Source organism: Arthrobacter sp. R1-13 (assembly GCF_054161475.1).
This window is the reverse complement of the sequence record NZ_CP096420.1, coordinates 2,911,764-2,934,315: the sequence shown is the minus strand read 5'-3', so window position 1 is coordinate 2,934,315 and position 22,552 is coordinate 2,911,764. Positions and strand designations below refer to the sequence as shown.

The 22,552-nt window shown below is 61.8% G+C and carries 22 protein-coding genes; 20 read left to right on the top strand and 2 right to left on the bottom strand.

The features are described 5' to 3' along the window. Positions 1–7: 7 nt before the first annotated feature. The 6 genes from thrB to M1D88_RS13565 all read left to right on the top strand — a co-directional run bounded on the left by thrB (position 8) and on the right by M1D88_RS13565 (position 7,434). Positions 8–973 carry a homoserine kinase gene (gene thrB, locus M1D88_RS13590; RefSeq protein ID WP_458111343.1) on the top strand — a complete coding sequence of 322 codons (966 nt, stop codon included), beginning with the start codon at positions 8–10 and terminating at the stop codon, positions 971–973. 338 nt (positions 974–1,311) lie between these two features. After that, positions 1,312–3,507: a transcription termination factor Rho gene (rho, locus tag M1D88_RS13585; protein ID WP_458111342.1), complete on the top strand. Its 2,196-nt coding sequence runs from the start codon at positions 1,312–1,314 to the stop codon at positions 3,505–3,507. A gap of 248 nt (positions 3,508–3,755) precedes the next feature. Then, a complete protein-coding gene (gene prfA, locus M1D88_RS13580; protein WP_458111341.1) occupies positions 3,756–4,829 on the top strand; it encodes a peptide chain release factor 1 in 1,074 nt (357 codons plus the stop codon). Positions 4,830–4,863: 34 nt separating this feature from the next. Next, the gene (prmC, locus tag M1D88_RS13575) at positions 4,864–5,727 is read left to right on the top strand and encodes a peptide chain release factor N(5)-glutamine methyltransferase (RefSeq protein ID WP_458114524.1); all 864 of its coding nucleotides are present in this window, start codon (positions 4,864–4,866) and stop codon (positions 5,725–5,727) included. Between the two features lie 4 nt (positions 5,728–5,731). Further along, the gene (locus tag M1D88_RS13570) at positions 5,732–6,664 is read left to right on the top strand and encodes an L-threonylcarbamoyladenylate synthase (RefSeq protein WP_458111340.1); all 933 of its coding nucleotides are present in this window, start codon (positions 5,732–5,734) and stop codon (positions 6,662–6,664) included. Next, the gene (locus tag M1D88_RS13565) at positions 6,661–7,434 is read left to right on the top strand and encodes a WecB/TagA/CpsF family glycosyltransferase (protein ID WP_458111339.1); all 774 of its coding nucleotides are present in this window, start codon (positions 6,661–6,663) and stop codon (positions 7,432–7,434) included. The genes M1D88_RS13570 and M1D88_RS13565 overlap by 4 nt, the downstream gene beginning before the upstream one ends. A 20-nt stretch (positions 7,435–7,454) precedes the next feature. Here M1D88_RS13565 and M1D88_RS13560 read toward each other — a convergent pair whose 3' ends face one another. Further along, complete coding sequence (locus M1D88_RS13560) at positions 7,455–8,351, bottom strand: glycosyltransferase (protein WP_458111338.1); 897 nt, start codon at positions 8,349–8,351, stop codon at positions 7,455–7,457. A 292-nt stretch (positions 8,352–8,643) separates the two neighbouring features. Between M1D88_RS13560 and M1D88_RS13555 the strand changes: the two genes are divergently transcribed. The 14 genes from M1D88_RS13555 to M1D88_RS13490 all read left to right on the top strand — a co-directional run bounded on the left by M1D88_RS13555 (position 8,644) and on the right by M1D88_RS13490 (position 22,104). Beyond that, positions 8,644–9,759 (top strand): MraY family glycosyltransferase, encoded by a 1,116-nt coding sequence (locus tag M1D88_RS13555; protein WP_458111337.1) that lies wholly within the window; start codon positions 8,644–8,646, stop codon positions 9,757–9,759. A 98-nt stretch (positions 9,760–9,857) separates the two neighbouring features. Further along, on the top strand, positions 9,858–10,343 hold the full coding sequence (locus M1D88_RS13550; RefSeq protein WP_458111336.1) for a hypothetical protein: 486 nt from the start codon (positions 9,858–9,860) through the stop codon (positions 10,341–10,343). Then, the gene (locus tag M1D88_RS13545; RefSeq protein WP_458111335.1) at positions 10,336–10,674 is read left to right on the top strand and encodes a hypothetical protein; all 339 of its coding nucleotides are present in this window, start codon (positions 10,336–10,338) and stop codon (positions 10,672–10,674) included. Before M1D88_RS13550 ends, M1D88_RS13545 begins: the two co-directional genes overlap by 8 nt. A gap of 81 nt (positions 10,675–10,755) precedes the next feature. Continuing rightward, positions 10,756–11,556 carry a F0F1 ATP synthase subunit A gene (gene atpB / locus M1D88_RS13540; RefSeq protein WP_458111334.1) on the top strand — a complete coding sequence of 267 codons (801 nt, stop codon included), beginning with the start codon at positions 10,756–10,758 and terminating at the stop codon, positions 11,554–11,556. Positions 11,557–11,635: 79 nt separating this feature from the next. After that, a complete protein-coding gene (gene atpE / locus M1D88_RS13535) occupies positions 11,636–11,854 on the top strand; it encodes an ATP synthase F0 subunit C (protein ID WP_011692451.1) in 219 nt (72 codons plus the stop codon). A 52-nt stretch (positions 11,855–11,906) separates the two neighbouring features. Then, positions 11,907–12,464 carry a F0F1 ATP synthase subunit B gene (locus tag M1D88_RS13530; RefSeq protein WP_309106537.1) on the top strand — a complete coding sequence of 186 codons (558 nt, stop codon included), beginning with the start codon at positions 11,907–11,909 and terminating at the stop codon, positions 12,462–12,464. Then, positions 12,464–13,291, top strand: a complete 828-nt coding sequence (locus M1D88_RS13525) for a F0F1 ATP synthase subunit delta (protein ID WP_458111333.1) — start codon at positions 12,464–12,466, stop codon at positions 13,289–13,291. Before M1D88_RS13530 ends, M1D88_RS13525 begins: the two co-directional genes overlap by 1 nt. Before the next feature lie 85 nt (positions 13,292–13,376). Continuing rightward, a complete protein-coding gene (atpA, locus tag M1D88_RS13520) occupies positions 13,377–15,014 on the top strand; it encodes a F0F1 ATP synthase subunit alpha (RefSeq protein ID WP_458114523.1) in 1,638 nt (545 codons plus the stop codon). 76 nt (positions 15,015–15,090) lie between these two features. Continuing rightward, positions 15,091–15,984, top strand: a complete 894-nt coding sequence (locus tag M1D88_RS13515) for a F0F1 ATP synthase subunit gamma (protein WP_458111332.1) — start codon at positions 15,091–15,093, stop codon at positions 15,982–15,984. 78 nt (positions 15,985–16,062) lie between these two features. Continuing rightward, complete coding sequence (atpD, locus tag M1D88_RS13510; RefSeq protein ID WP_309106540.1) at positions 16,063–17,517, top strand: F0F1 ATP synthase subunit beta; 1,455 nt, start codon at positions 16,063–16,065, stop codon at positions 17,515–17,517. A gap of 1 nt (position 17,518) precedes the next feature. Next, the gene (locus M1D88_RS13505; RefSeq protein ID WP_247042889.1) at positions 17,519–17,803 is read left to right on the top strand and encodes a F0F1 ATP synthase subunit epsilon; all 285 of its coding nucleotides are present in this window, start codon (positions 17,519–17,521) and stop codon (positions 17,801–17,803) included. Positions 17,804–17,813: 10 nt separating this feature from the next. Further along, positions 17,814–18,245 (top strand): DUF2550 domain-containing protein, encoded by a 432-nt coding sequence (locus M1D88_RS13500; RefSeq protein WP_458111331.1) that lies wholly within the window; start codon positions 17,814–17,816, stop codon positions 18,243–18,245. 5 nt (positions 18,246–18,250) lie between these two features. Further along, on the top strand, positions 18,251–19,549 hold the full coding sequence (locus tag M1D88_RS13495) for an alpha/beta hydrolase-fold protein (RefSeq protein WP_458111330.1): 1,299 nt from the start codon (positions 18,251–18,253) through the stop codon (positions 19,547–19,549). After that, positions 19,546–22,104, top strand: coding sequence for a bifunctional lysylphosphatidylglycerol flippase/synthetase MprF (locus M1D88_RS13490; protein ID WP_458111329.1), 2,559 nt, complete (start codon positions 19,546–19,548; stop codon positions 22,102–22,104). Before M1D88_RS13495 ends, M1D88_RS13490 begins: the two co-directional genes overlap by 4 nt. Before the next feature lie 155 nt (positions 22,105–22,259). On the opposite strand, the gene M1D88_RS13485 is transcribed toward M1D88_RS13490, so the two are convergent. Beyond that, on the bottom strand, positions 22,260–22,463 hold the full coding sequence (locus tag M1D88_RS13485; protein ID WP_011692441.1) for a cold-shock protein: 204 nt from the start codon (positions 22,461–22,463) through the stop codon (positions 22,260–22,262). Positions 22,464–22,552: the final 89 nt, after the last annotated feature.

Here is a 22,552-nt window from a genome sequence, read left to right as displayed (position 1 = left end):
GGAAACGATGCTTAGGGCAGACGCGGAATCGCCCGCCATCGCTGCGGGACAGCAGGTGACTGTCCGGGTCCCTGCCACCAGCGCTAATCTGGGACCCGGTTACGACAGCCTGGGTCTGGCTCTGTCCTTGTATGACACTCTCACGGTAGAGACTCTGGGCACCGGCGAACTTCTCTTCGAACTGGCGGGCGAGGGCTCTGAGACACTTCCCCGTGACGCGAGCCACCTTGTGGTCAAGGCCATCACGGCCGCCCTCGCACGTCTGGGATTTCGCCATTCCGGCCTAAGAATCATCGCCAATAACGTCAATCCCCACGGCCGCGGACTTGGCTCATCGGCCTGCGCGGTGGTTGCAGCCGTTGTTGCAGCCAACGCCCTCGTGCCGGCTCCTTCGCAGCGGGACCGTGAGTGGATTCTTCAGGTCACCAGTGAGATGGAAGGCCATCCGGACAACGTCGCTCCTGCCCTGTTCGGCGGCCTTGCGTTGTCATGGCAGGACAGTGACCAGTACAGCAGCACCTGCGCCGAGGTGTCGCCGCAGGTAGTGCCAATCGTCGCCGTGCCGGACTACGAACTCTCGACGGAGGCGGCGCGGGCGTTGCTTCCTGCCTCGATCGGACATCACGCGGCCGCGATGAACTCGGGCAGGGCGGCCTTGTTGATCCACGCCCTCACGCAGAAGCCGGAATTCCTGCTGGCAGGGACTGAGGACTACCTGCATCAGAGCTATCGGGCCGAGGCAATGCGCCCCAGCGCGGGCTTGCTTGGCGCCCTCCGGGCGGCAGGTCACGCCGCAGTTGTCTCCGGTGCAGGTCCCACGGTTCTGGTCCTGGCCAACGGGGAAGAAGAAGCCGAGGCCACCCTGGAATTCATCAGGAGCTACACGTCCGAGAACACGCCGGATGTCGCCTGGCGTGTGATGAAGCTGGCTGTGGACGTCGAAGGTGCTAAAGTGGACTTGCACCGGCGGTAATTCCGCAGGCAGTAAGCAGGCGGTAAGCAGGCAGTCAGGGACACCCGATGTTGGCCATGTTGCCTGTCTCGCATCTGCTGCTTCGATCTTCTACTGCGCTATATTTTCCGGTGCCACCTGCTTTTGGTCTGTAGCAGGAACCTGCAGAACATCTCTGCACCCCTGACCAGTCCTTCGTTCCGCATACCCGGAACATTCCAGGTGAATCAGTATCCGGCCCTGCTGGCCGAAATCCATCCGGCAAGGCCGAAATCCCGGCTGCAGATCTGAACTGCAGCCCAGATCAATCATCGCGTCCAGCTCCCAGTCTGGACGCCGTCGAGGGGGAAGGATCCTTCGTGACCGAAACCACTGAGCTGTCTCCAGCTGTGGACACATCATCTTCTGCTGCCGCATTAGCGGCCGCACCCAAGAGCAGCGGCCTTGCAGGCCTCAAGCTCGCCCAATTGCAGGCTCTCGCCAGCCAGTTGGGTATCTCCGGCGGATCCCGCATGCGTAAGGGGGATCTGGTTACGGCCATTTCCGCCCACCGTGCAGGTTCCTCGGCGAGCAAGGCTCCGGCCCGTTCTGCTGAGAAAGTGAGGGACAACTCCCTTGCCTCCTCTGCTCCGGCCCCGGTTGCCGTAACGGAAGCCCCCGCAGCACCAGCGCAGGAAAGCCCTGCCGCGGACACCACGAAAGCACGTGGACGCGGCCGCAGCCGTCGCGCTGGAAGCGACGGTGTGGTCAGCGCACCGGGTGCAGAAGCCCCGGCTCCGGATGCTGCACCCGTTGAAGCCCCGGCAGCAGCCAAGCAGGCCGCAACAGCTGAAGCGCCCTCTGCGGACGGCGCCGTAGAGCGTCGGCAGCCACGCACCCGCAACCGCCGCCGTGGAGAAGCAGCCGCCACGGCTACGGCTTCTGAGAGCGTCGAAGCCCCGTCTGAGCAGCCTGCCGCTGAGGATCGCGCCGAACAGCGTGCAACGGAACAGCGCGCATCTGAACAGCGTGGAACTGAACAGCGTGCACCTGAGCAGCGCGCTGCTGAGCAGGGCGAATCCGGCGATGCCGGCCAGCGCAACGAGCGCCGCGAAAACACTCGTGGCCGTGGCGGCCGCGACACCGGCGATGCCACAGGCACCCGCGAAAACAACCGTCAGGACACGCGTCCTGACACCCGTCGCGACGACAACCGTGACAACGATGATTCCGACGGCGGCAGCCGCAGGAACCGCCGCAACCGCCGCGACCGAAACGACCGGTCCGACAACCGCGACAGCAGGGACAGCCGGGACAACAACTCCCGCAACGACCGCTTCCGCGACCGCAACGAACGCCGTCGCGGTCGCAGCCAGGGACCCGACGTCGACGACGTCGAGGTCACTGAGGACGACGTCCTGCTGCCCGTAGCGGGCATCCTCGACGTCCTGGAGAACTACGCGTTCATCCGCACCTCGGGCTACCTCCCGGGCCCCAACGACGTCTACGTGTCCCTGGCCCAGGTCAAGAAGTACAGCCTGCGCAAGGGTGACGCCGTCGTCGGAGCCATCCGCGCCCCGCGTGACGGTGAGGACCGCAGCCAGCAGTCCGCCCGCCAGAAGTTCAACGCCCTCGTGCGCGTCACATCAGTCAACGGCAAGACTCCGGAAGAGCTCAGGGACCGCGTCGAGTTCGCCAAGCTTGTTCCGCTGTACCCGTCCGAGCGCCTCCGCCTCGAGACAGACCCCAAGAAGATCGGCCCCCGTGTCATCGACCTGGTTGCTCCCATCGGCAAGGGCCAGCGTGGCCTGATTGTCTCACCGCCCAAGGCCGGTAAGACCCTCATCCTGCAGTCGATCGCCAACGCAATCACCACCAACAATCCTGAGGTTCACCTCATGATGGTGCTTGTTGACGAACGTCCTGAAGAAGTCACCGACATGCAGCGCACGGTCAAGGGCGAGGTCATTGCGTCCACCTTCGACCGTCCCGCCGACGACCACACCACTGTGGCTGAACTGTCCATCGAGCGGGCAAAGCGCCTGGTCGAAATGGGCATGGATGTTGTGGTGCTCCTCGATTCCATGACCCGCCTTGGCCGCGCCTACAACCTGGCAGCACCGGCCTCCGGCCGCATCCTGTCCGGTGGTGTGGACTCCGCCGCGCTCTACCCGCCGAAGCGCTTCTTTGGCGCCGCCCGCAATATCGAAAACGGCGGTTCGCTCACCATCCTGGCAACGGCCCTCGTAGAGACCGGATCCAAGATGGACGAGGTGATCTTCGAAGAGTTCAAGGGCACCGGCAACATGGAGCTCCGCCTGTCCCGCCAGCTGGCTGACAAGCGCATCTTCCCGGCCGTGGACGTCAACGCGTCCGGTACCCGCCGTGAAGAGAACCTGCTTTCCCCCGAGGAAGTCAAGATCATGTGGAAGCTGCGCCGCGTCCTCTCCGGACTCGAAACGCAGCAGAGCCTTGAACTGCTGACCAACAAGATCCGGGAGACTCAAAGCAACGTCGAGTTCCTTATGCAGGTTCAGAAGACGACGCTTGGCGCAAAGTCGGATAACGACAAGTAGCTGAGTTCAAAGGCGGAGTGCCGGAATCCTTCGCACGGTCCGCCGTGTGGGTTTCCGCCTCCGCCTTCGCCGTTCGGTTTTGCCGCCCCCGCCCCTACGCTGGGAGGCTTTCGATCTTCGATCGCAAGCCTCCCAGCTTCGGCAGGCCCGATGCCACTCCCGGGGCGGCAAAAACCGAACGGCTTTGCTGTTTGCCCACCTTCGCTTTTGTGTTACTAGACTTGGAAAAGTCGAAAGAGGTTTTGAGAATGTTTGAGTCCGTACAGGGCCTGTTGGATGAGCATGATGCTATTCAGGCGCAGCTGGGGGATCCTGCTGTTTATGCTGACCCGCGGCTGGCACGGAAGCTGGGGCGGCGGTCTGCCCAGCTGAACGGCATTGTTGAGGCTTACCAGCGCTGGCACTCCATCCAGGACGATCTGGCTGCTGCGAAGGAAATGGCTGCGGAGGATCCCGAGTTCGCCGCTGAGGTGCCTCAGCTTGAGGAAGCCCTGGAATCGGCGGCGGCTAATTTGCGCAGGCTGCTCATTCCCAGGGATCCGGACGATGCCCGCAACGTCATCCTGGAGGTCAAGGGTGGTGAAGGTGGCGATGAGGCCGCCCTGTTCGCCGGTGACCTGCTCCGGATGTACATGCGCTATGCCGAATCCCGCGGCTGGAAGACAGAGCTTATTTCGGCCACGGAATCGGACCTGGGCGGTTACAAGGATGTCCAGATGGCGGTGAAGGGCAACTCCAACGATCCTGCCGAGGGGGTATACGCCCGGCTTAAGTTCGAAGGTGGCGTCCACCGGGTCCAGCGTGTTCCCGTGACCGAATCGCAGGGTCGCATCCACACCTCCGCCGCAGGGGTCCTGGTACTGCCTGAAGTGGACGAGCCCGAAGAGCTTGAGATCAGCCCGAACGACCTCAAGATCGATGTTTACCGGTCTTCAGGCCCGGGCGGCCAGTCCGTTAACACCACTGACTCCGCCGTCCGCCTCACCCACCTGCCTACAGGAATCGTGGTGGCAATGCAGAACGAGAAATCGCAGCTGCAGAACCGTGAAGCCGGCATGCGTGTTCTTCGTGCCCGCATCCTGGCTCATCAGCAGGAACAGATTGACGCGGAAAACTCCGCCCAGCGGAAGTCTCAGATCCGCACCATGGACCGCTCCGAGCGCATCCGTACCTATAACTATCCCGAGAACCGGATCGCGGATCACCGCACCGGGTATAAGGCGTACAACCTGGATCAGGTGATGAACGGCGATTTGGAGCCGGTTATCCAGTCGGCCATTGAGATGGACGAACAGTCACGCCTCGACGCTATCGGGGAATAACTTGAGTGAGGTCCCGGTGCCGATTGGCCCGGAGATGTCCCTCTCGGAAGCCGTCCGTGAAGCGACGGCAATTCTGGGTGCAGCAGGCGTTCCCAGCCCCCGGGTGGACGCCGAGTTGCTGGCTGAGCACCTGCTTGATGTGGGGCTGGGACGGCTTCGCGCCATGCTCCTGGGCGATTACCGGGCCCCCGAGGGGTATGCCGAGCTGGTGGCCGAGCGCGCGCAGCGTGTTCCGCTCCAGCACATCACCGGCGTTGCACATTTCCGCTACCTCCAGCTCGCTGTCGGGCCTGGCGTCTTCGTCCCCCGCCCTGAAACGGAATCAGTGGTTCAACTGGTGATCGACCGCCTTCAGGGGATCGAGCGGCCCAAGGTGGTTGATCTGGGCACAGGTTCCGGCGCAATTGCCGGATCAATTGCTCATGAAGTTCCGGGCGCTGAAGTTGTTGCCGTCGAATTCAGCGAGTTCGCGCACGCCTGGGCGCAGAAGAATCTTGCCCCGCTCGGCGTTGAACTCGTCAGAGGAGACCTGCGGGATGCCCTGCCGGAGCGAAGCGGGACGTTCGACGTCGTCGTCTCCAACCCGCCGTACATTCCCTCGGAAGCCATTCCGAATGAACCTGAAGTGGCCCTTCACGATCCGCCGGAGGCACTGTACGGCGGGGGAGCGGACGGCATGGAGCTTCCGACGGCGGCCGCTGCCTCTGCTGCGCGGCTTTTGGTTCCGGGCGGATACTTTGTCATGGAGCACGCGGAAGTCCAATCCGGCTGGATCGCCACCATGCTGAACAGGACCGGATTGTGGTCAGAGATCACCGCCCACCGCGACCTTAACGGTAAAGAAAGGGCTACGAGCGCTGTCCTGGCGGAATCGCCGCCGCCGCTGATGAAAGAATAGGGCCGTGACCACAACCTACAACTGCACCGCATCCACTGAGCGCTATGAAGGACTGCAGCATGCCCAGCGTGCGATCCGGGAGAACAAATGCGTGGTGCTGCCCACTGACACCGTCTACGGGATCGCGGCGGATGCCTTTTCTCCCCAGGCTGTAACCATGCTCCTCGTGTCCAAGGGCCGCGGCCGGCAGATGCCCCCGCCCGTCCTTATCCCGCGGCTCAACGCCCTGGACGGTCTGGCAACGGATGTTCCCGCCGAGGCGAGGAAGCTGGCCGAGGAATTCTGGCCTGGAGGACTGACGTTGATCCTCCATGCCCAGCCCTCGCTCGACTGGGATCTCGGAGAGACCAAAGGCACCGTGGCCCTGCGGATTCCCGCGGATGAACTTGCCAGGGATCTGCTTAACCTCACGGGGCCGTTGGCAGTCTCGTCGGCGAACAGGACCGGCCAGCCGGCTGCCCGCACGGCCGGAGAGGCCCGGGAGCAGTTGGCTGAGTCAGTAGAGGTCTACCTTGAGGACGGCCTTCGCCCCGAGGGCGCGTCCGAGGCCGTGCCATCCACGATAGTTGATGCAACGTCGCTGCCGCTGCGGGTCGTGCGGGACGGGGCAGTCAGTCTGGAGCGGTTGCGCGAGGTTGTGCCCGGAGTCCTGGGTCTGGGGGAGGAAGCCCCGGAACAGGATGCTCCTGAAACAGAGGCGCCTGGGACGGAGGCGCCTGAAGCCGAGTCTCCGGAGCCTTCGAGCCCGGAGATCCCTGAAGCCGAGGCTGTAGCAGCAGAGAGCCCTGTGCCTGCGGGTCCGGAAGCCACCCCTGAGACTGAGTCCGAACCTGCAGAGAGCCCTGAGCCTGCGGGTCCGGAAGTCACCCCTGGGACTGAGCCCGAACCGGCGGAGAAGCAGGGGAGCGTGCCCACAAGCGGACGCGACGACCGATGAACCTTGTCCGCGAACAGATCCCGGTGCTCGGCGTTGACGCAACCCCGCTGACTGTCGATGAGCTGATTGACGTCCTGGCCACCTTCATCGACGACGGAACAACCCGGACCGTCGTCGGGCACAATCTGCACAGCGTCACGCTGACGCTTTCTGACTCCTGGTTCCGGGAGCTTTACGAGCGCAGCGATGTGGTGCTTCTGGACGGCGCTCCGCTCCTTTGGCTGTGGGGCAGGGGCCGGAAACCGCGTCCGGAGTCCGACGCGTCCCTTATGGCTTACCGGCTGGGTTCCACTGACTGGATTCCTGCACTGGGGACTGTTCCCGGGCTTGAACGGATTGCGGTTCTGGGAGCAGGACAACGTGCCAACGATGGTGCAGTTACCCGGCTCAAGGCCCTTATTCCCGGTGCAAATGTGGCAGGCATGCCCGGGGAGGCATGGAACCCCGCCAAAGAGGACGACGCCGTCGCCTGGCTTCAGGCGTTCCGGCCGCAATTGGTTCTTGTGGGCCTGGGGATGCCGTTGCAGGAGGCAGTGCTGCAACGCACTTTGGAGGCCTTGCCTCCGGCCGTGTACTGCACAGTGGGCGGAGCCATTGAACAGCTGGCCGGTATCCAGAGGCTCGCGCCACGCTGGCTTGGCCGGATGGGCCTGGAGTGGGCGTGGCGGCTGATGCTCCACCCCCGCCGTGTGGCTTACCGGGTCTTCGGTGAACCCTGGGTGCTGCTGGCGCTTCTTCTCCGCCGGAGGCTGGGCGGCCTCCGGCGTTAAGGGCTCGGCGCCTCCGGGGGCTAGAAGTTCTGATCCTCCAGGCGGGCGAAGCCCTTGGCTCGCAGGCCCATGGAGAACGCACGGAACCAGTCCCTCAGGCCCCGGAGGTCACCCCGGCTCAGGAAATAGCCCAGGTAGCCACCGACGTCGGCAACGAGGGACTTTACCCTGAAGTACCGCCTGATGAGGTAGCCGCGGTTGCGGTAGTAGTAGTAGCGCTTGAAAGCGCCCTCGGGAACGATGACGTGCCAGCGGGGGCCAAAGACGTGCTGCGTCTCCGAAAACGCATGCGGGTGCGTGATGCTTGCTGTTGTTACGGTGCCGAAGCGGATCCCGGCTTTGCGCAGCCTGATGGTGAAGTCCACCTCATCGCCCCGAATGAACAGCCGGATATCGGGCAGCCCAACCTTGAAGAACACGTCCGAACGGATCAAGGCACCATTGAAAAAGTGTCCGTCATTCGGAATGAAGCCGATCTTTTCAACCTCAGCGCGGCTGTGGGTCACCTTGCCGTCGAGGCGGAAGAAAAAGGAGAGCCAGTCCGGCTCGCCCGGAGCCATCACCAGCGGGACCACGGCTTCGAGGTCACGCGACTCCGCCTCCTGGATCAGCGTGGCGAGGCACTCGGCGTCGCCAGGCTCGGCGTCGTCGTCCATCATCCAGATCCAGCGGGCACCGCTGGCCATCGCCTTCAGTACCGCGAGGGAAAATCCTCCGGCTCCACCAAGGTTCGCCTCTGAGCGGATGTAGTCAACGTTCTTGTGCGACTCGGCTACGTCCCTCGCCGGTACCGTGCCGCTGTCAACAAGGCAGATGGTCTTTACCGGTGCGGTCTGGCTGTTGATCGCGTTCAGAAGTACTGCGAGTTCCCCGGGTCGGTCAAACGTTACTGCGGCTACTGCAACCGACGAGGGCATCGCGGTTTCCTTTCGTCACGGCGTGGCGCTTAGGGCGTCACTCGGCCGTGTGACGCGAGCCATTCAGCCGTTGGCATTAGTATCTTGAATAGAGTCCACTGTATTACAGCCCCAAGTGGCATGACGCACCGCCTGCGCAGGCATGGCAACGGAGAACTTCCATTAATCAAGAATCAGACCTACATCCATTGAGCCCCCGAATCCCAAGATGCACCGCTGTGGCGCGCCCTCGGGCCGTGGATTCGTCATCGTCTGCGGACGCCCGGTTGGCGCTGCATCCTGGAGCCGCCTCGTGATCATGTACCTGCTTATGGGGCTTACAGCTGCCATAGTGTCGTACTCGGTAACGTGGGGGGCGCGGTTCGTTGGCAATCGCCTCAAGCTGTTCATGCCCATCAGGAGCCGGGACACACACTCGCATCAGGTTTCCAGGCTTGGCGGCGTAGGCATCTTTGCCGGTTGCCTGGTTGCCCTGATCGTTGCCAGTCAGTCCACCTTCGTCAAGGACATCTTCCGCAACAATGACGCCCCGTGGGGAGTCATCGCCGGGGCCATAGTCATTGTCTTCGTGGGAGTTGCCGATGACCTCCTTGACCTGCGCTGGTGGATCAAGCTCATTGGCCAAAGCGCTGCGGCCCTTGTGGTGGCCATCTGGGGCGTCCGCATGACGGTGATTCCGTTTATCTCCGACCAACCCATCCACGTCGGCTCCGAGCTCCTCACCATTATCCTGACGGCCGGATTGATCGTAACCACCATGAACGCCTTCAACTTCATCGACGGCCTGGACGGCCTGGCCGCCGGAGTGGCCATCATCGGCGGGGCAGCCTTCTTCCTGACGGCGTACTGGGTTCACCGGAACAACCCGCAGACTGACAACTCGGACCTGGCTACGCTCCTCACCGCAGTGCTCGTAGGAAGCTGCATCGGCTTCCTGCCCCACAACTGGTTCCCGTCGAAAATCTTCATGGGAGACTCCGGTGCCATGCTGATCGGCCTGCTGATGGCATCGGCAGGCATCGTGGCAACGGGCCAGATCACCTCGGGGCTGTACGACCGGGCGAACGGTATCCCCACCATCATTCCCATCCTGCTTCCGTTCGCGGTGCTCTTCCTGCCGCTGCTGGACCTCGGCCTGGCGGTGGTGAGACGCACGGCTCTGGGGCGTTCGCCCTGGTCGGCTGACCGTGGCCATCTCCACCACAGGCTGATGGATATTGGCTATTCACACCGCACAACAGTCCTGCTGATGTACGTGTGGACGTGCATCCTTGCCTTTGGGGGACTGGCCTTCGCTGTGTTCCCATGGCAGATCGTCCTTGCCGTGGACCTGTTCCTGACACTGGGAATGGCGCTCGTCACGGCATGGCCGTACCTGAGTCGCCGCGGTAACGGTACCTCGGCGTAACAGTGGTTCAGTAATAATTTCTATCTCGTGTAGAATTCAGGGGCAGCCAAAGCTGCCACTCCACCACGCCGCCAGCAGGCACCGACGATTGGGATCTGATGACCTCCAACGCCGAGCACGGACGTTCGTCCGGCACTGCGGCCGTTGGCGTCTCCGGCCCCGCGAAGTCATTGTGGCTTGGCTTGTTAGTGCTGAGTTCTGTCGCGGCTGGTGCAGCCGTTCTTATCACAAGCCTGATCGCACTCGCCTTTAATGGCTCCAGCGCGCTGCTCTCGAGCAGTTTCGGCGGAGCGCTGGTCATGTTCTTTTTCGCCATCAGCCTTTTGATCGGCCATTTTGTTGGCCGGACAAATCCATCAGGTGCCGTTGGGCTCTTCGTAGCCACATACTTCGTCAAGGTGGTCGGCTTTGCCGTCGTCCTCTTTATAGTCGGAGAGCCCGAATGGCTGCACGAACGCTGGTTCCTGATCGGCGCCGTCGTGGCCGTGGTGATCTGGCAAGGCGCAGAAATCCGTGGCTTCAGTAAAGCACGCTTGCAAATCTACAACGACCCCACATCCACCAAAGGCGGCAGTGATGACTAGTCGCAAACCAGGACGCAAAGTCCGCCCCAAAGCTCCCCGCACGGGTACCGGCGCTCCCGGTGTATCAGCGGACGGCCGCGACGGCGGATACAACGCTGGGATTGCCGTATTCAGCTACATCATTGGCGGAATCATCGTCTGGAGTTTGATAGGGTGGGGTCTGGATAATCTGTGGGGAACCCGCTGGATTGTGCTCGCTGGCGCTCTGCTTGGAGCCGCGGGAGGGTTCTATCTTTCCCATATGCACGGCCTTACCAGTTCACGAAAAACTACTGGGCAGAGCAATGCTTCCAGCGGCCCGTCCGATGATGGGAACAGTAATGCCAAATAATTTCACAACGGGGGACGCGGATACGAATTTCGCCGGACCCCTACCAACGCCCAATGACGGACACTGCAGAGAGGAAACGCGTTGATCGCGCTTGCGCTCCCGGCCCAAAATACAGGAGACTTCACTCCTCCTGGAATTAACGAAATGCATCTGCCGGCAATCCTGCCGTGGGGTGCGGCAGACGGATTTTCCAAGCAGATGCTGCTGGTGGTCCTGTCGGTCGTAATTATCGCTACATTCTTTCTGCTCGCTGCGCGGAAGCAGCAGTTGGTTCCCGGCAAGCTTCAGTTCGCTGGCGAAATGGCCTACGGCTTCGTCCGCAACAGTATCGCCAAGGACATCATTGGCGGCAAAGACTTCATGAAGTACGTGCCGCTGTTGTTCAGCCTCTTCTTCTTCATCCTGGTGAACAACATCTACGGCGCCATCCCGCTGTTCCAGTTGCCCACGTTCTCGCACGTCGGCGGCGCTTACGTCCTCGCAGGCATTGTTTACGTCACCTGGATTGCCATCGGCATCAAGAAGAACGGCGTCAGGTACTTCAAGCTGGCAACCGTTCCGTCAGGTGTTCCGTTCTACATCCTGCCCATCGTTGTCCCGATCGAGATCATCTCCAACTTCGTGGTCCGCCCGGTGACGCACAGCCTCCGTCTTTTTGCCACCATGCTCGCCGGCCACCTCATCGTGATGATTGCCGGCTACGGCATCGAGTTCCTCGTGACGCAGGAAAACATCCTGCTCCAGGGCACCTCTGTGCTTGTGCTGGCAGGTGCGATCGCCATGTACATGCTCGAGGCCCTGATCATGGTGCTGCAGGCTTACGTCTTTACGCTGCTGACAGCGATCTACATCGAAGGCGCGCTGCACGCCGACAGCCACTAGGCACCCACAAACTTCCCCTCGCGGGGATGAAGCAACCCAAACAACCTGCCACACGGGTGGCATCTTGAAAGGAAGAAAAATGGAAGGCTCCATCAACGGCTCCCTCAACCTCATCGGCTACGGTCTCTCCGCAATCGGCGGTGGTATCGGTGTTGGTCTCGTGTTCGCCGCTTACATCAACGGTGTGGCACGTCAGCCGGAAGCCCAGCGCGTTCTCCAGCCGATCGCATTCCTCGGCCTCGCGCTGACTGAAGCCCTCGCCATCCTCGGCCTGGTCTTCGCCTTCGTCCTGAGCTAGTCCTCAGAACGAAGCGACAATTCAGAACCGAGAAGATAAGGACGGGTGAAATATGAATCAGCTGATCATCTCAGCCGCCACTGAAGGCGGCGCGGCAGCCAACCCGCTGGTGCCCAACCTGTGGGAAATGTTCGTCGTTCTCGTTGGCTTTGCACTCCTCATGTTCATCGTGGTCAAGTTTGTTGTCCCGATGTTCGAGAAGACGTTTGCAGAGCGCGCCGAGGCGATCGAGGGTGGCATCGCCAAGGCTGAAAAGGCCCAGGCTGAAGCTTCTGCCGCACTCGAAGAGTACAAGCAGCAGCTCACCGACGCCCGTGCCGAAGCTAACCGCATCCGCGAAGAAGCCCGCGCAGAAGGTGCCCAGATCCTTGCTGATCTGAAGGAAAAGGCTGCTGCCGAGTCTGCACGCATCACCGCTCAGGCTCACACGCAGATCGAATCAGAGCGCCAGGCGGCTGTTGTCGCCTTGCGTTCCGAGGTTGGCACGCTGGCCACGACTCTCGCCGGACGCATTGTGGGCGAAGCCCTCGATGACGACCAGCGGGCCGCCCGTGTGGTTGACCGCTTCCTGGCAGAACTGGAGAGCCAGAACGCAGGTGCAGCTAAGTAATGGCAGGTGTATCGAGCGAATCGCTGACCAAGGCTTTGGCTGCGTTGGAAGCTAAGCTTCCTACGGCTTCGCTGCAGTTGGCTAAAGAACTCTTCGGCATTTTGGGAACGGTAGACACGTCCGCTGGCTTGCGGCGTGCGCTTACCGACCCCTCCCGTAACGGCGAAGAAAAGGCGGCGCTGGTCCGGCAGCTTTTCAGCGGCAAAGTGTCCGCTGATGCTGTCGAAATCGTGAGCGGACTGGTCAGCTCACGCTGGGCGTCGGCACGCGATATTGGCGATGCACTCGAGACCCTTGCCGCTTCGGTGGTTATCGCCGTCGCTGAAAACAAGTCGGCCGTCTCTGCCTCAGGGATCACCGGGCTGGAAGAGCTGGAGAATGATCTTTTCTCCTTCAACCAGGCCGTTGCCTCCAACCATGAGGTTCAGCGTGCTCTGTCCGAGCCGCAAGCAAGCGCTGCAGCGAAGGTAGCTTTGGCCGAAAAGCTTGTTCCTGGAGCAGGCGAGGAAGCAAAGGTCCTGATCGGTCAGGCTGTAACCCAGCCTCGCGGCATCAAGCCCACCCGGCTTGTGGCACGCTTTGCGGAGTTGGCAGCCAAACGCCAGCAGCGTTGGATCGCAACGGTGAGCGTTACCCGTCCGCTGACGGAAACGCAGGCCAGCAGGCTTCAGGCGGGGCTCAACGCCCTTTACGGGCGCGAGCTCAAGGTCAACATTAATGTTGACCCCACCCTCATTGGCGGAATCCGGATCCAGGTGGGCGATGAAGTTGTTGACGCTTCGGTCGTCACCCGTTTGGGTCAGTTGCACCGTCAACTCGCCGGCTAAACCGGACAAAGCACAAACCTTACTGATAGAAACCCCGGTCATCGTGAGCAACGATGATCACGAAACAGGAGAGCAGGGACTGCAGATGGCCGAATTGACCATCAACGCCGACGACGTCCGTAATGCGCTGAACGAGTTCGCGGCGTCCTACGAACCCGGAAACGCAGAGCGCGTAGAGGTCGGCCGCGTGACCACCGCAAGTGACGGCATCGCCCGTGTTGAGGGCCTTCCCTCGGTCATGGCGAACGAGCTGCTTCGCTTCGAAGACGGCACTCTGGGCCTCGCCCAGAACCTCGACGTCCGCGAGATCGGTGTCATTGTCCTCGGTGACTTCACCGGGATTGAAGAAGGCCAGGAAGTTCACCGTACGGGACAGGTTCTGTCTGTCCCCGTTGGCGACGCCTTCCTTGGCCGTGTTGTTGACCCGCTGGGCGTGCCCATCGACGACCTCGGTGAAATCAAGGCCGAGACCACCCGCGCCCTGGAACTCCAGGCACCGGGCGTCACTCAGCGCAAGTCTGTGCACGAACCGATGCAGACCGGCCTGAAGGCAATCGACGCCATGATTCCGATCGGCCGTGGCCAGCGCCAGCTGATCATTGGTGACCGCCAGACAGGCAAGTCGGCAATCGCCATTGACACGATCATCAACCAGAAGGCCAACTGGGCTTCGGGAGATGTGACCAAGCAGGTTCGCTGCATCTACGTCGCCATCGGCCAGAAGGCATCGACCATTGCTGCCATCCGCCAGACCCTCGAGGACAATGGCGCGTTGGAGTACACCACCATCGTGGCGTCCCCGGCTTCGGACCCCGCAGGCTTCAAGTACCTGGCACCGTATGCAGGTTCTGCCATCGGCCAGCACTGGATGTACGGCGGCAAGCACGTTCTGATCGTGTTTGATGACCTGTCCAAGCAGGCTGAGGCCTACCGTGCAGTTTCGCTGCTGCTCCGCCGTCCGCCGGGACGCGAAGCTTACCCGGGCGACGTCTTCTACTTGCACTCCCGCCTTCTGGAGCGTTGTGCCAAGCTCTCTGATGAGCTCGGTGCAGGCTCCATGACCGGACTGCCCCTGATCGAGACGAAGGCAAACGACGTCTCGGCCTACATTCCGACCAACGTAATTTCCATTACTGACGGTCAGATCTTCCTCCAGTCGGATCTCTTCAACGCCAACCAGCGTCCTGCTGTTGACGTGGGTGTATCTGTGTCCCGCGTTGGCGGTGCCGCGCAGGTCAAGTCCATGAAGAAGGTCTCCGGTACCTTGAAGCTGGACCTGGCTCAGTACCGCGACATGCAGGCCTTCGCCATGTTCGCCTCGGACCTCGACGCTGCTTCCCGCCAGCAGCTGACCCGTGGTGCGCGCCTGATGGAGCTGCTCAAGCAGGGCCAGTACGCGCCGTTCCCGGTAGAGGACCAGGTTGTCTCCATTTGGGCAGGCACCAACGGCTACCTCGACGACGTTCCCGTGGAAGACATCAACCGCTTTGAGTCAGGCTTCCTGGAGCACCTCAAGCACCGGTCCTCCATCCTGACCACGCTTGCACAGACCAACGTCCTCGACGACGACACCGCTGCCGCACTGAAGACCGCAATCGTGGACTTCAAGCAGGGCTTCTTCGGGGAGGGCGACAACCACTTGGTCGGCGCCGGCCACGAGGAGCACTCGGCCATCGATGAGGCTCAGGTCGACCAGGAAAAAATCGTCAGGCAGAAGCGCTAGTTTCGCTGGCAGGGACTGCCGGGACCCCTCGCGGTTCCGGCAGTCCCGGCCATCGGGATCTTAGGAAAGGATAAGTATGGGAGCCCAGATCCGGGTCTACCGCCAGAAGATCAGCTCGACGACGTCGATGCGCAAGATCTTCAAGGCGATGGAACTGATCGCTACCTCGCGCATCGGCAAGGCCCGCGCACGCGTAGCAGCTTCACTGCCTTACGCGAACGCGATCACCCGCGCTGTTTCTGCTGTCGCAAGCCAGAGCGAAATCGACCACCCGTTGACCACCGAGCCGGAGCAGGTCCGCCGCGCAGCAGTCCTGGTAATTACCTCGGACCGCGGCCTGGCAGGTTCCTACTCGGCGAGTGTGCTCAAGCAGGCGGAGGGGCTAAACGAACTGCTTCACGCCGAAGGCAAGGAAGTCAAGACGTACCTCGTCGGCCGCAAGGCACAGGCGTACTTCGAGTTCCGGAACCGCGAATATGCCCGCGTTTGGACCGGCGGCACTGATGCGCCTGAGTTCGAAACGGCACGTGAAGTCGGCGAGGCTCTGCTTGCGGACTTCGCCACGGAATATGAAGAGGGAGGCGTGGACGAGATCCACGTTGTCTACACCCGCTTCAAGTCCATGGTGACCCAGGAACCCACCGTCGTCCGTCTGCTTCCGCTCGAAGTTGTTGAAGAGCAGGCCGCGTCGGAATCGGAACTCCTGCCGCTTTACGAGTTTGAGCCGGAAACCGAGCGGGTACTTGACGCTTTGCTGCCGCGCTACATCGAATCGCGTCTCTTCGCGGCAATGTTGCAGGCTGCTGCCTCTGAGCTTGCTGCCCGCCAGCGGGCGATGAAGTCTGCCGGCGACAACGCCACGGACCTCATCAAGAAGTACACGCGTCTGCGCAACACTGCCCGCCAGGCTGAGATTACGCAGGAGCTTTCAGAGATTGTGGCCGGTGCCGACGCGCTCAACGCGTCGTAGCAGCCACACCCTCTGTTCCAGCTGTACCTGCACAACAAATAAACTTAACCACGCCATCTACTGAGTGAAGTGAGAGAGATGACTGCCACTGCTACCGAACACGTAGCCGCAACGTCCGGTGCCACCGGCCGTATTGCACGTGTTATTGGCCCGGTTGTCGACGTCGAATTCCCGGCTGACGCAATCCCCTCGATTTACAACGCCCTCACCGCCGAGATTACCCTCAACGGTGAGACCCGCCCCATCACGTTCGAGACCTCCCAGCACCTTGGCGATAACCTCGTTCGCGCCATTGCCCTGCAGGCAACCGACGGACTCGTCCGCGGCACGTCTGTGGTTGACAGCGGCGCTCCGATTTCAGTTCCCGTCGGCGACGGCGTCAAGGGACACATCTTCAACGTTCTGGGCCAGCCCCTGGACATTGCTGAGTCCGAACTGGAGACCACGGAACGCTGGCCGATCCACCGCAAGGCGCCTTCGTTCGCCTCGCTCGAAGGCCAGACCGAAATGCTGGAAACCGGCATCAAGGTCATCGACCTTCTCACCCCCTACATCAAGGGTGGAAAGATCGGCCTCTTCGGTGGCGCCGGTGTCGGCAAGACCGTGCTGATCCAGGAAATGATCACCCGTGTTGCCCGCAACTTCGGCGGTACTTCCGTTTTCGCCGGCGTCGGCGAGCGTACGCGTGAAGGAAACGACCTCTGGGTCGAAATGGAAGAGGCAGGCGTCCTCAAGGACACCGCCCTTGTATTCGGCCAGATGGACGAACCGCCGGGAACGCGACTGCGCGTTGCCCTCTCTGCTCTGACCATGGCGGAGTACTTCCGCGATGTCCAGAAGCAGGACGTGTTGCTCTTCATCGACAACATCTTCCGTTTCACCCAGGCAGGCTCCGAGGTTTCCACCCTCCTCGGCCGCATGCCGTCGGCTGTGGGCTACCAGCCCAACCTGGCTGACGAGATGGGCCTCCTCCAGGAGCGCATCACGTCCACCAAGGGCCACTCCATCACCTCGATGCAGGCCATCTACGTTCCCGCAGATGACTACACCGACCCGGCACCGGCCACGACGTTCGCACACCTCGATGCAACCACGGAACTTTCCCGTGAAATTGCTTCCCGTGGTCTGTACCCCGCTGTGGACCCGCTGACGTCGACGTCTCGAATCCTGGACGCCCAGTACATCGGCAAGGACCACTACAACACGGCTGTCCGTGTGAAGCAGATCCTGCAGAAGAACAAGGAACTCCAGGACATCATCGCCATCCTCGGCGTTGACGAACTGTCTGAAGAGGACAAGATCGTCGTGTCGCGTGCGCGCCGTATCCAGCAGTTCCTCTCGCAGAACACCTACACCGCCAAGCAGTTCACCGGCGTCGAAGGTTCAACCGTTTCCATCAAGGACACCATCGAGGGCTTCACCGCTATCTGCGACGGCGAGCTGGACCACATCGCAGAGCAGGCGTTCTTCAACGTCGGCGGACTGGATGACGTCGAGCGCCAGTGGGCCAAGATCCAGGAACAGACCAAGTAATATGGCTGAGCTTGAGGTTGAGATTGTCGCAGCGGACCACTTCGTGTGGTCCGGAGCGGCCAAGATGGTCAAGGCCCGCACCAGCGATGGTGAAATCGGAATCCTGCCCGGCCACTCGCCCCTGCTGGCGATTCTGGCCGAAGGTGAACTGGCGATCCAGCCTGTTTCCGGTGACCGCATTGCTGTAGTTGTTGACGGAGGTTTCTTCTCGGTCGACAACAACAGGGTGGTTATTGTTGCTGACAACGCCCAACTGGGTGACGCGGCTACTGCGGGGATCCGCTAGCAATACCTTGATGGACGCTCTTGGTTATCCGTTCATCGCATTGGCAACTGTCTTTCTGTTGCTGATTTTCACACTGTGCCTTTTCGGGGTGCGCCGCCACAATCTGCGGCGCGCCCTGGGCACCGTGGAGGCCTCCATTTGCACGGCTGGTAACAGCTGGCAGATGGGGGTTTGCCGTTATCAGGACAATGATCTCGAGTGGTTCCGCCTCGTGTCCCTCAGTGTCCGCCCCAAGCACACTTTCCGCCGCAGTTCCCTAGAGCTGCTTGGCCGACGCAAGCCCACTGAGGCCGAGCTGATCAAGGTGCTCCCCGATTCAGTCATTGTCGAACTGCGTTATGAAGGCCAGGAAGTCTTGCTGGCCATGAAGTTTGATGCCTATACCGGATTGTCGTCCTGGCTCGAAGCCGGACCGGTTATCGGTGTAGGCACCTGGCGTTAGCCCCCGTGGACTTCCTCGCTGACGTCCATCTCACGTCCGGACCGGTCATCTGGCTTGCCTGGCTTGCGGGGATCGCGGGCCTGGGCTACCTCCTCTGGCGTCGGGCATCCCGCTGGCCCCTGAAAGTCCTGATCAGCATTGGGACTGCAGCCGTGGCTGTAGTGTCCGTTCACTGGTTGCTTCTGTATGTTTTTGCCGTCTTTTCTGAATCGCTGCCCTCCGAGGTGCTTGCGTGGTCGGTGCCCGCGGTCGCTGCCTTAGTGCTGTGCCTGGCCCGGCTTCCGCGCTCCGGCTGGCGGGCACGGACCCTCTCAACTTTGTCGATGCTGGCTGTGGTGCTCCTTACAACAGTGCAGATCAACGCATACTTCGGGCTGAACCGTACCGTCAGCGACCTTTTGGGTACGGCTGTAGCGCGGGTTCCGCCCTTGGAACCGGCCCTGATGGCCCGTGACGGCGATCCGCCGCCCCGGGACCTGGCCACATGGAGGCCCCGTGGGGAACCTGCCGACGGCGGGGTGCTGAGGACGGCGCACATTCCGGCTCCCGCTTCCGGATTCACGGCCCGTGACGCCTACATCTACCTGCCACCTGCCTACCTTGACTTTCAGCGGCCTGCTTTGCCTGTGCTGGTCCTGTTCGCCGGTCAGCCGGGAGGTCCGGCTGATTGGCTTACCGGGGGAATGCTGCGCGCACACATGGACCGGTTCGCCGCACAGCACCACGGGATAGCACCCGTTGTTGTGGTGGTGGATCCGAACGGATCGGCCAACGGCAACACCCTCTGTATGGACAGCAGGATAGCGAAAGTGGACACCTACCTGTCCCAGGACGTGCCGAACTGGATTACCCAAAACCTCGACGTCGGGAAGGACCACCGCAACTGGGCGGCCGGCGGATTCTCTTTCGGTGGAACCTGCGCCCTGCAAATGGTCACGCGGCACCCGGACGTCTTCAATGCCGCCCTTTCTTTTTCCGGTGAAAGGGAGCCTGCCCTCGCGAAGGAGAGGCAGAAAACGGTAGAAGCAGCTTTTGACGGAGATGTGGCAGCATTCGACGCACAGACTCCCTTGAATATCATGGCCGAGCAGCGCTTTGACGCCAACGCGGTTTTTCTGGGAGCAGGAGCGGGTGATCAGGAGTTCGTCTCCTATCTCGAGGAACTGTCAGCCGCAGCCCGGAAGGCGGGCTTCGCCGTCGACACCAAAGTTGTGGCGGACACCGGGCACTCCTGGGAGGCAACCGCGGGAAGTCTTCCCCAGGCGCTGGACTTTATGGCCGTGCGCTGGGGGATCGGGTCATGACGTCAACGATCCAGAAGGCCCACCTCAGGAGCAGCGCAGGAAAGGGCCTGGTTGCCGGCACCAGGAGAGCGGCCGCCGCCCATTTCAAAGCGATCCCGTTCACTTTGGCTGTCCTCGGTGTTTTCCTGCTGACCGGGTTGGGGACGGGAAGTGTGCTGTCAGGCCCGCCCGAGTGGTCCTTGGATGTGGCCAGTGTCACAGCGTCAGGTCTGAAGGCGGGCCATTGGTGGTGCATGTTCACCTCGCTGTTTTTTGCCACGAATCCAGTGGCCTACGGGCTGGCCGCGCTCATGATCCTGCTGTTGCTGGGGCTCGCCGAGCGCAATCTCGGCACGAAACTGGCAGCCGCTTTCTTTGCCGCCGGTCAATTCGCCGCAGTGACTCTCTTTTTGTTGGTCACACAGCTGGCCCGCTTCGCCGGTGATGCCTGGCTGGGAGCTATGGTCGATGTCCGTTTGATCGGCCCGTACGGCGCGGTCCTGGCGGCCGCCCTCGCTGCCAGCGGGCGACTCCCGACACTTTGGCAACGGCGCCTGCGCACGGCCGTGCTCTCGGTGTCGTTGTTGCTGGTCCTTTACATCGGTCATGCCGAGACGGTTGTGGGCCTGCTCGGGGCCCTTACGGGGATCGCCGCAGGATGGTGGATCCAGAGTGATCAGGGAAGGCCACGGCGGCACCGTTCGACAGGCCGTGAGACCCGCAACCTCCTCGCGTTGACCGTGGGAATTTTTGCTGTGGGGCCAATCCTGACAGCTGCCGCCCGCAGCCCCAGCGGCCCTTTGGCCCTGCTGCGGGATGTGGTGCTTAATCCGCTGCCCACGCTGAACCAGCTGGAGGTAAGCTGCGGCGGAACTGTCGATGTCAGTTGCCTTGAGGTTGGCAGGCACGGCTTTGCGGGGCCGCTGGGCTTGGCCTTGGCAGTTGTGCCCGTGATTCTCCTGCTGATCTGCGCTGACGGAATGCGGCGCGGACGCAGGCTCGCCCTTCGGATAGCGTTGACCGTCCAGCTGGGTGTTACAGGGCTTTCGGCAGTGTACCTGTCACTGTTCGCACGGATCCCGCACTCCGCTTCCCACCTCCACACACCGGTGATGAGTTCGGGATTTGTCCACGTACTGCCGCTCGTTGTGGTTCCGCTCCTGCTGGCGGCAGTGTTGTGGGCGAACCGGCGACAGTTCCGGGTGGAGTCGACGTCCCGTGCGCGGCGCAGCGTCACCGCGGTGGTCGGTGGATCCTGGTGCGTCCTGGCCGGATCGTATACGGCGGTCTGGTTCGCGGCAGGCGGGATGGAGCGCGACAGCGGCCTCGGCGGGCTGGGGTCGGAGTTAGCCCGGCAGTTCCTGCCCGTGCCGATCCCAAGCATTTACCACCGCATCTTTGACGGCCGTAATACCTTGGAGGGGTTCCTGTTTGCCTATTCCGGACCCGTCTTCTGGCTGGTGGCGTTATCGGCCGTTTGGCTTGTCCTCCTCCGCCGGCATCATCCAAAGGACACCGCCGAAGAGGATCGGGAAGCAGCCCTGAAACTGATCCGGCAGGGCGGCGATTCGTTGTCCTGGATGGCATCGTGGGAGCCCAACAGATACTGGTTTACCGGAAACCGCGTCGGCGCCATAGCCTACCAACAGCACGGCAGCGTGGCACTGACGTTGGGCGGCCCGCTGGGCCTTGCCCGCCACGGAGAGCAGACGGCGGCCGGCTTTTTGGGCTTCTGCACTGAGCAGGCCTTGATCCCTTGCTTCTACTCCTGCACCGGTGAGCTGTGGCCGTTGTTGCGCGAGCGGGGGTTCAAGAGGGTGGTGGTGGCGCAGGAAACCCGGCTTGCCATCCGGAACCTTGAATTCAAGGGTAAGGAATGGCAAAACGTCAGGACAGCCCTGAACCGGGCAGCAAAGACCGGCGTCAAGGCAGTCTGGGGAACCTACGGAAGCCTCCCGACAGCCTTGCGATCGCAACTCATCGAAGTGTCAGAGGAGTGGGCTGCCCAAAAATCGGTTCCGGAAATGGGGTTCACGCTTGGCGGAATTGATGAGTTGATGGATGACCAGGTGCTGTGTTGCCTCGCGGTGGATGCCGAGGGCTTGGTCCATGGGGTGACCAGCTGGCTTCCGGTGTTCGACGGCGGCAGCCGGACCAGCTGGACGCTGGACTTCATGCGGCGGCGCAGTGACAGCTTCCCCGGAGTTATGGAGTTCCTCATCGCCTCCGCCGTTTTGGAACTCCGTTCCTCGGTGGAGGTTATATCCCTTTCGGGTTCCCCACTGGCCCAGGAAGCCCAGGGGTTGCCTCCGCGCCAAGAGCAAGACGACCTGGCCGACCGTTCAGAGGGGTTGGCGGCGATCCTGGATGTTGTGGGAGGAGCACTGGAACCGGTCTACGGCTTCCGTTCCCTCGCGACTTTCAAGTCCCGCTTCAAGCCCGAATACCGGACCCTCTATCTGTACTACCAGGACCCACTCCAGCTGCCTGCCATTGGCCGCGCGCTGAGCCGGGCCTACCTTCCTGGACTATCGGTACGGCAGAGTGCACGGTTGCTTCGCACGCTGGTTAGGTGAAATTCACCAGCCCGATATTTTCAAGGCCTGTAAAACATTTGTTACCCGACAAGACAAAAGCCCTGTCCTGCAAATGAATGAAATTGATAAAGCTCCGGACGCAAAGATGGTCCCCGGCATGAATGCCGGGGACCATCTTTGCGTTCGTGGTGGGACTAGACCAGCGTCACGCCGGTAGCCTGGGGACCCTTGGCGCCCTGACCAATCTCGAACTGAACGCGCTGGTTCTCATCGAGGGTCTTGAAGCCACCGGTCTGGATTTCAGAATAGTGAACGAAGACATCGCCATCGGAGTCATCCGGGGTGATGAAGCCGAAGCCCTTTTCAGCGTTGAACCACTTGACGGTTCCCTGTGCCATTTATTTCTCCTCATTGTGGAACTTTATATAAGACCGGCACACTTCGTGCTGGACTTGGGTCACTCCGCGAGAAGAATCCTGGCTTGCAA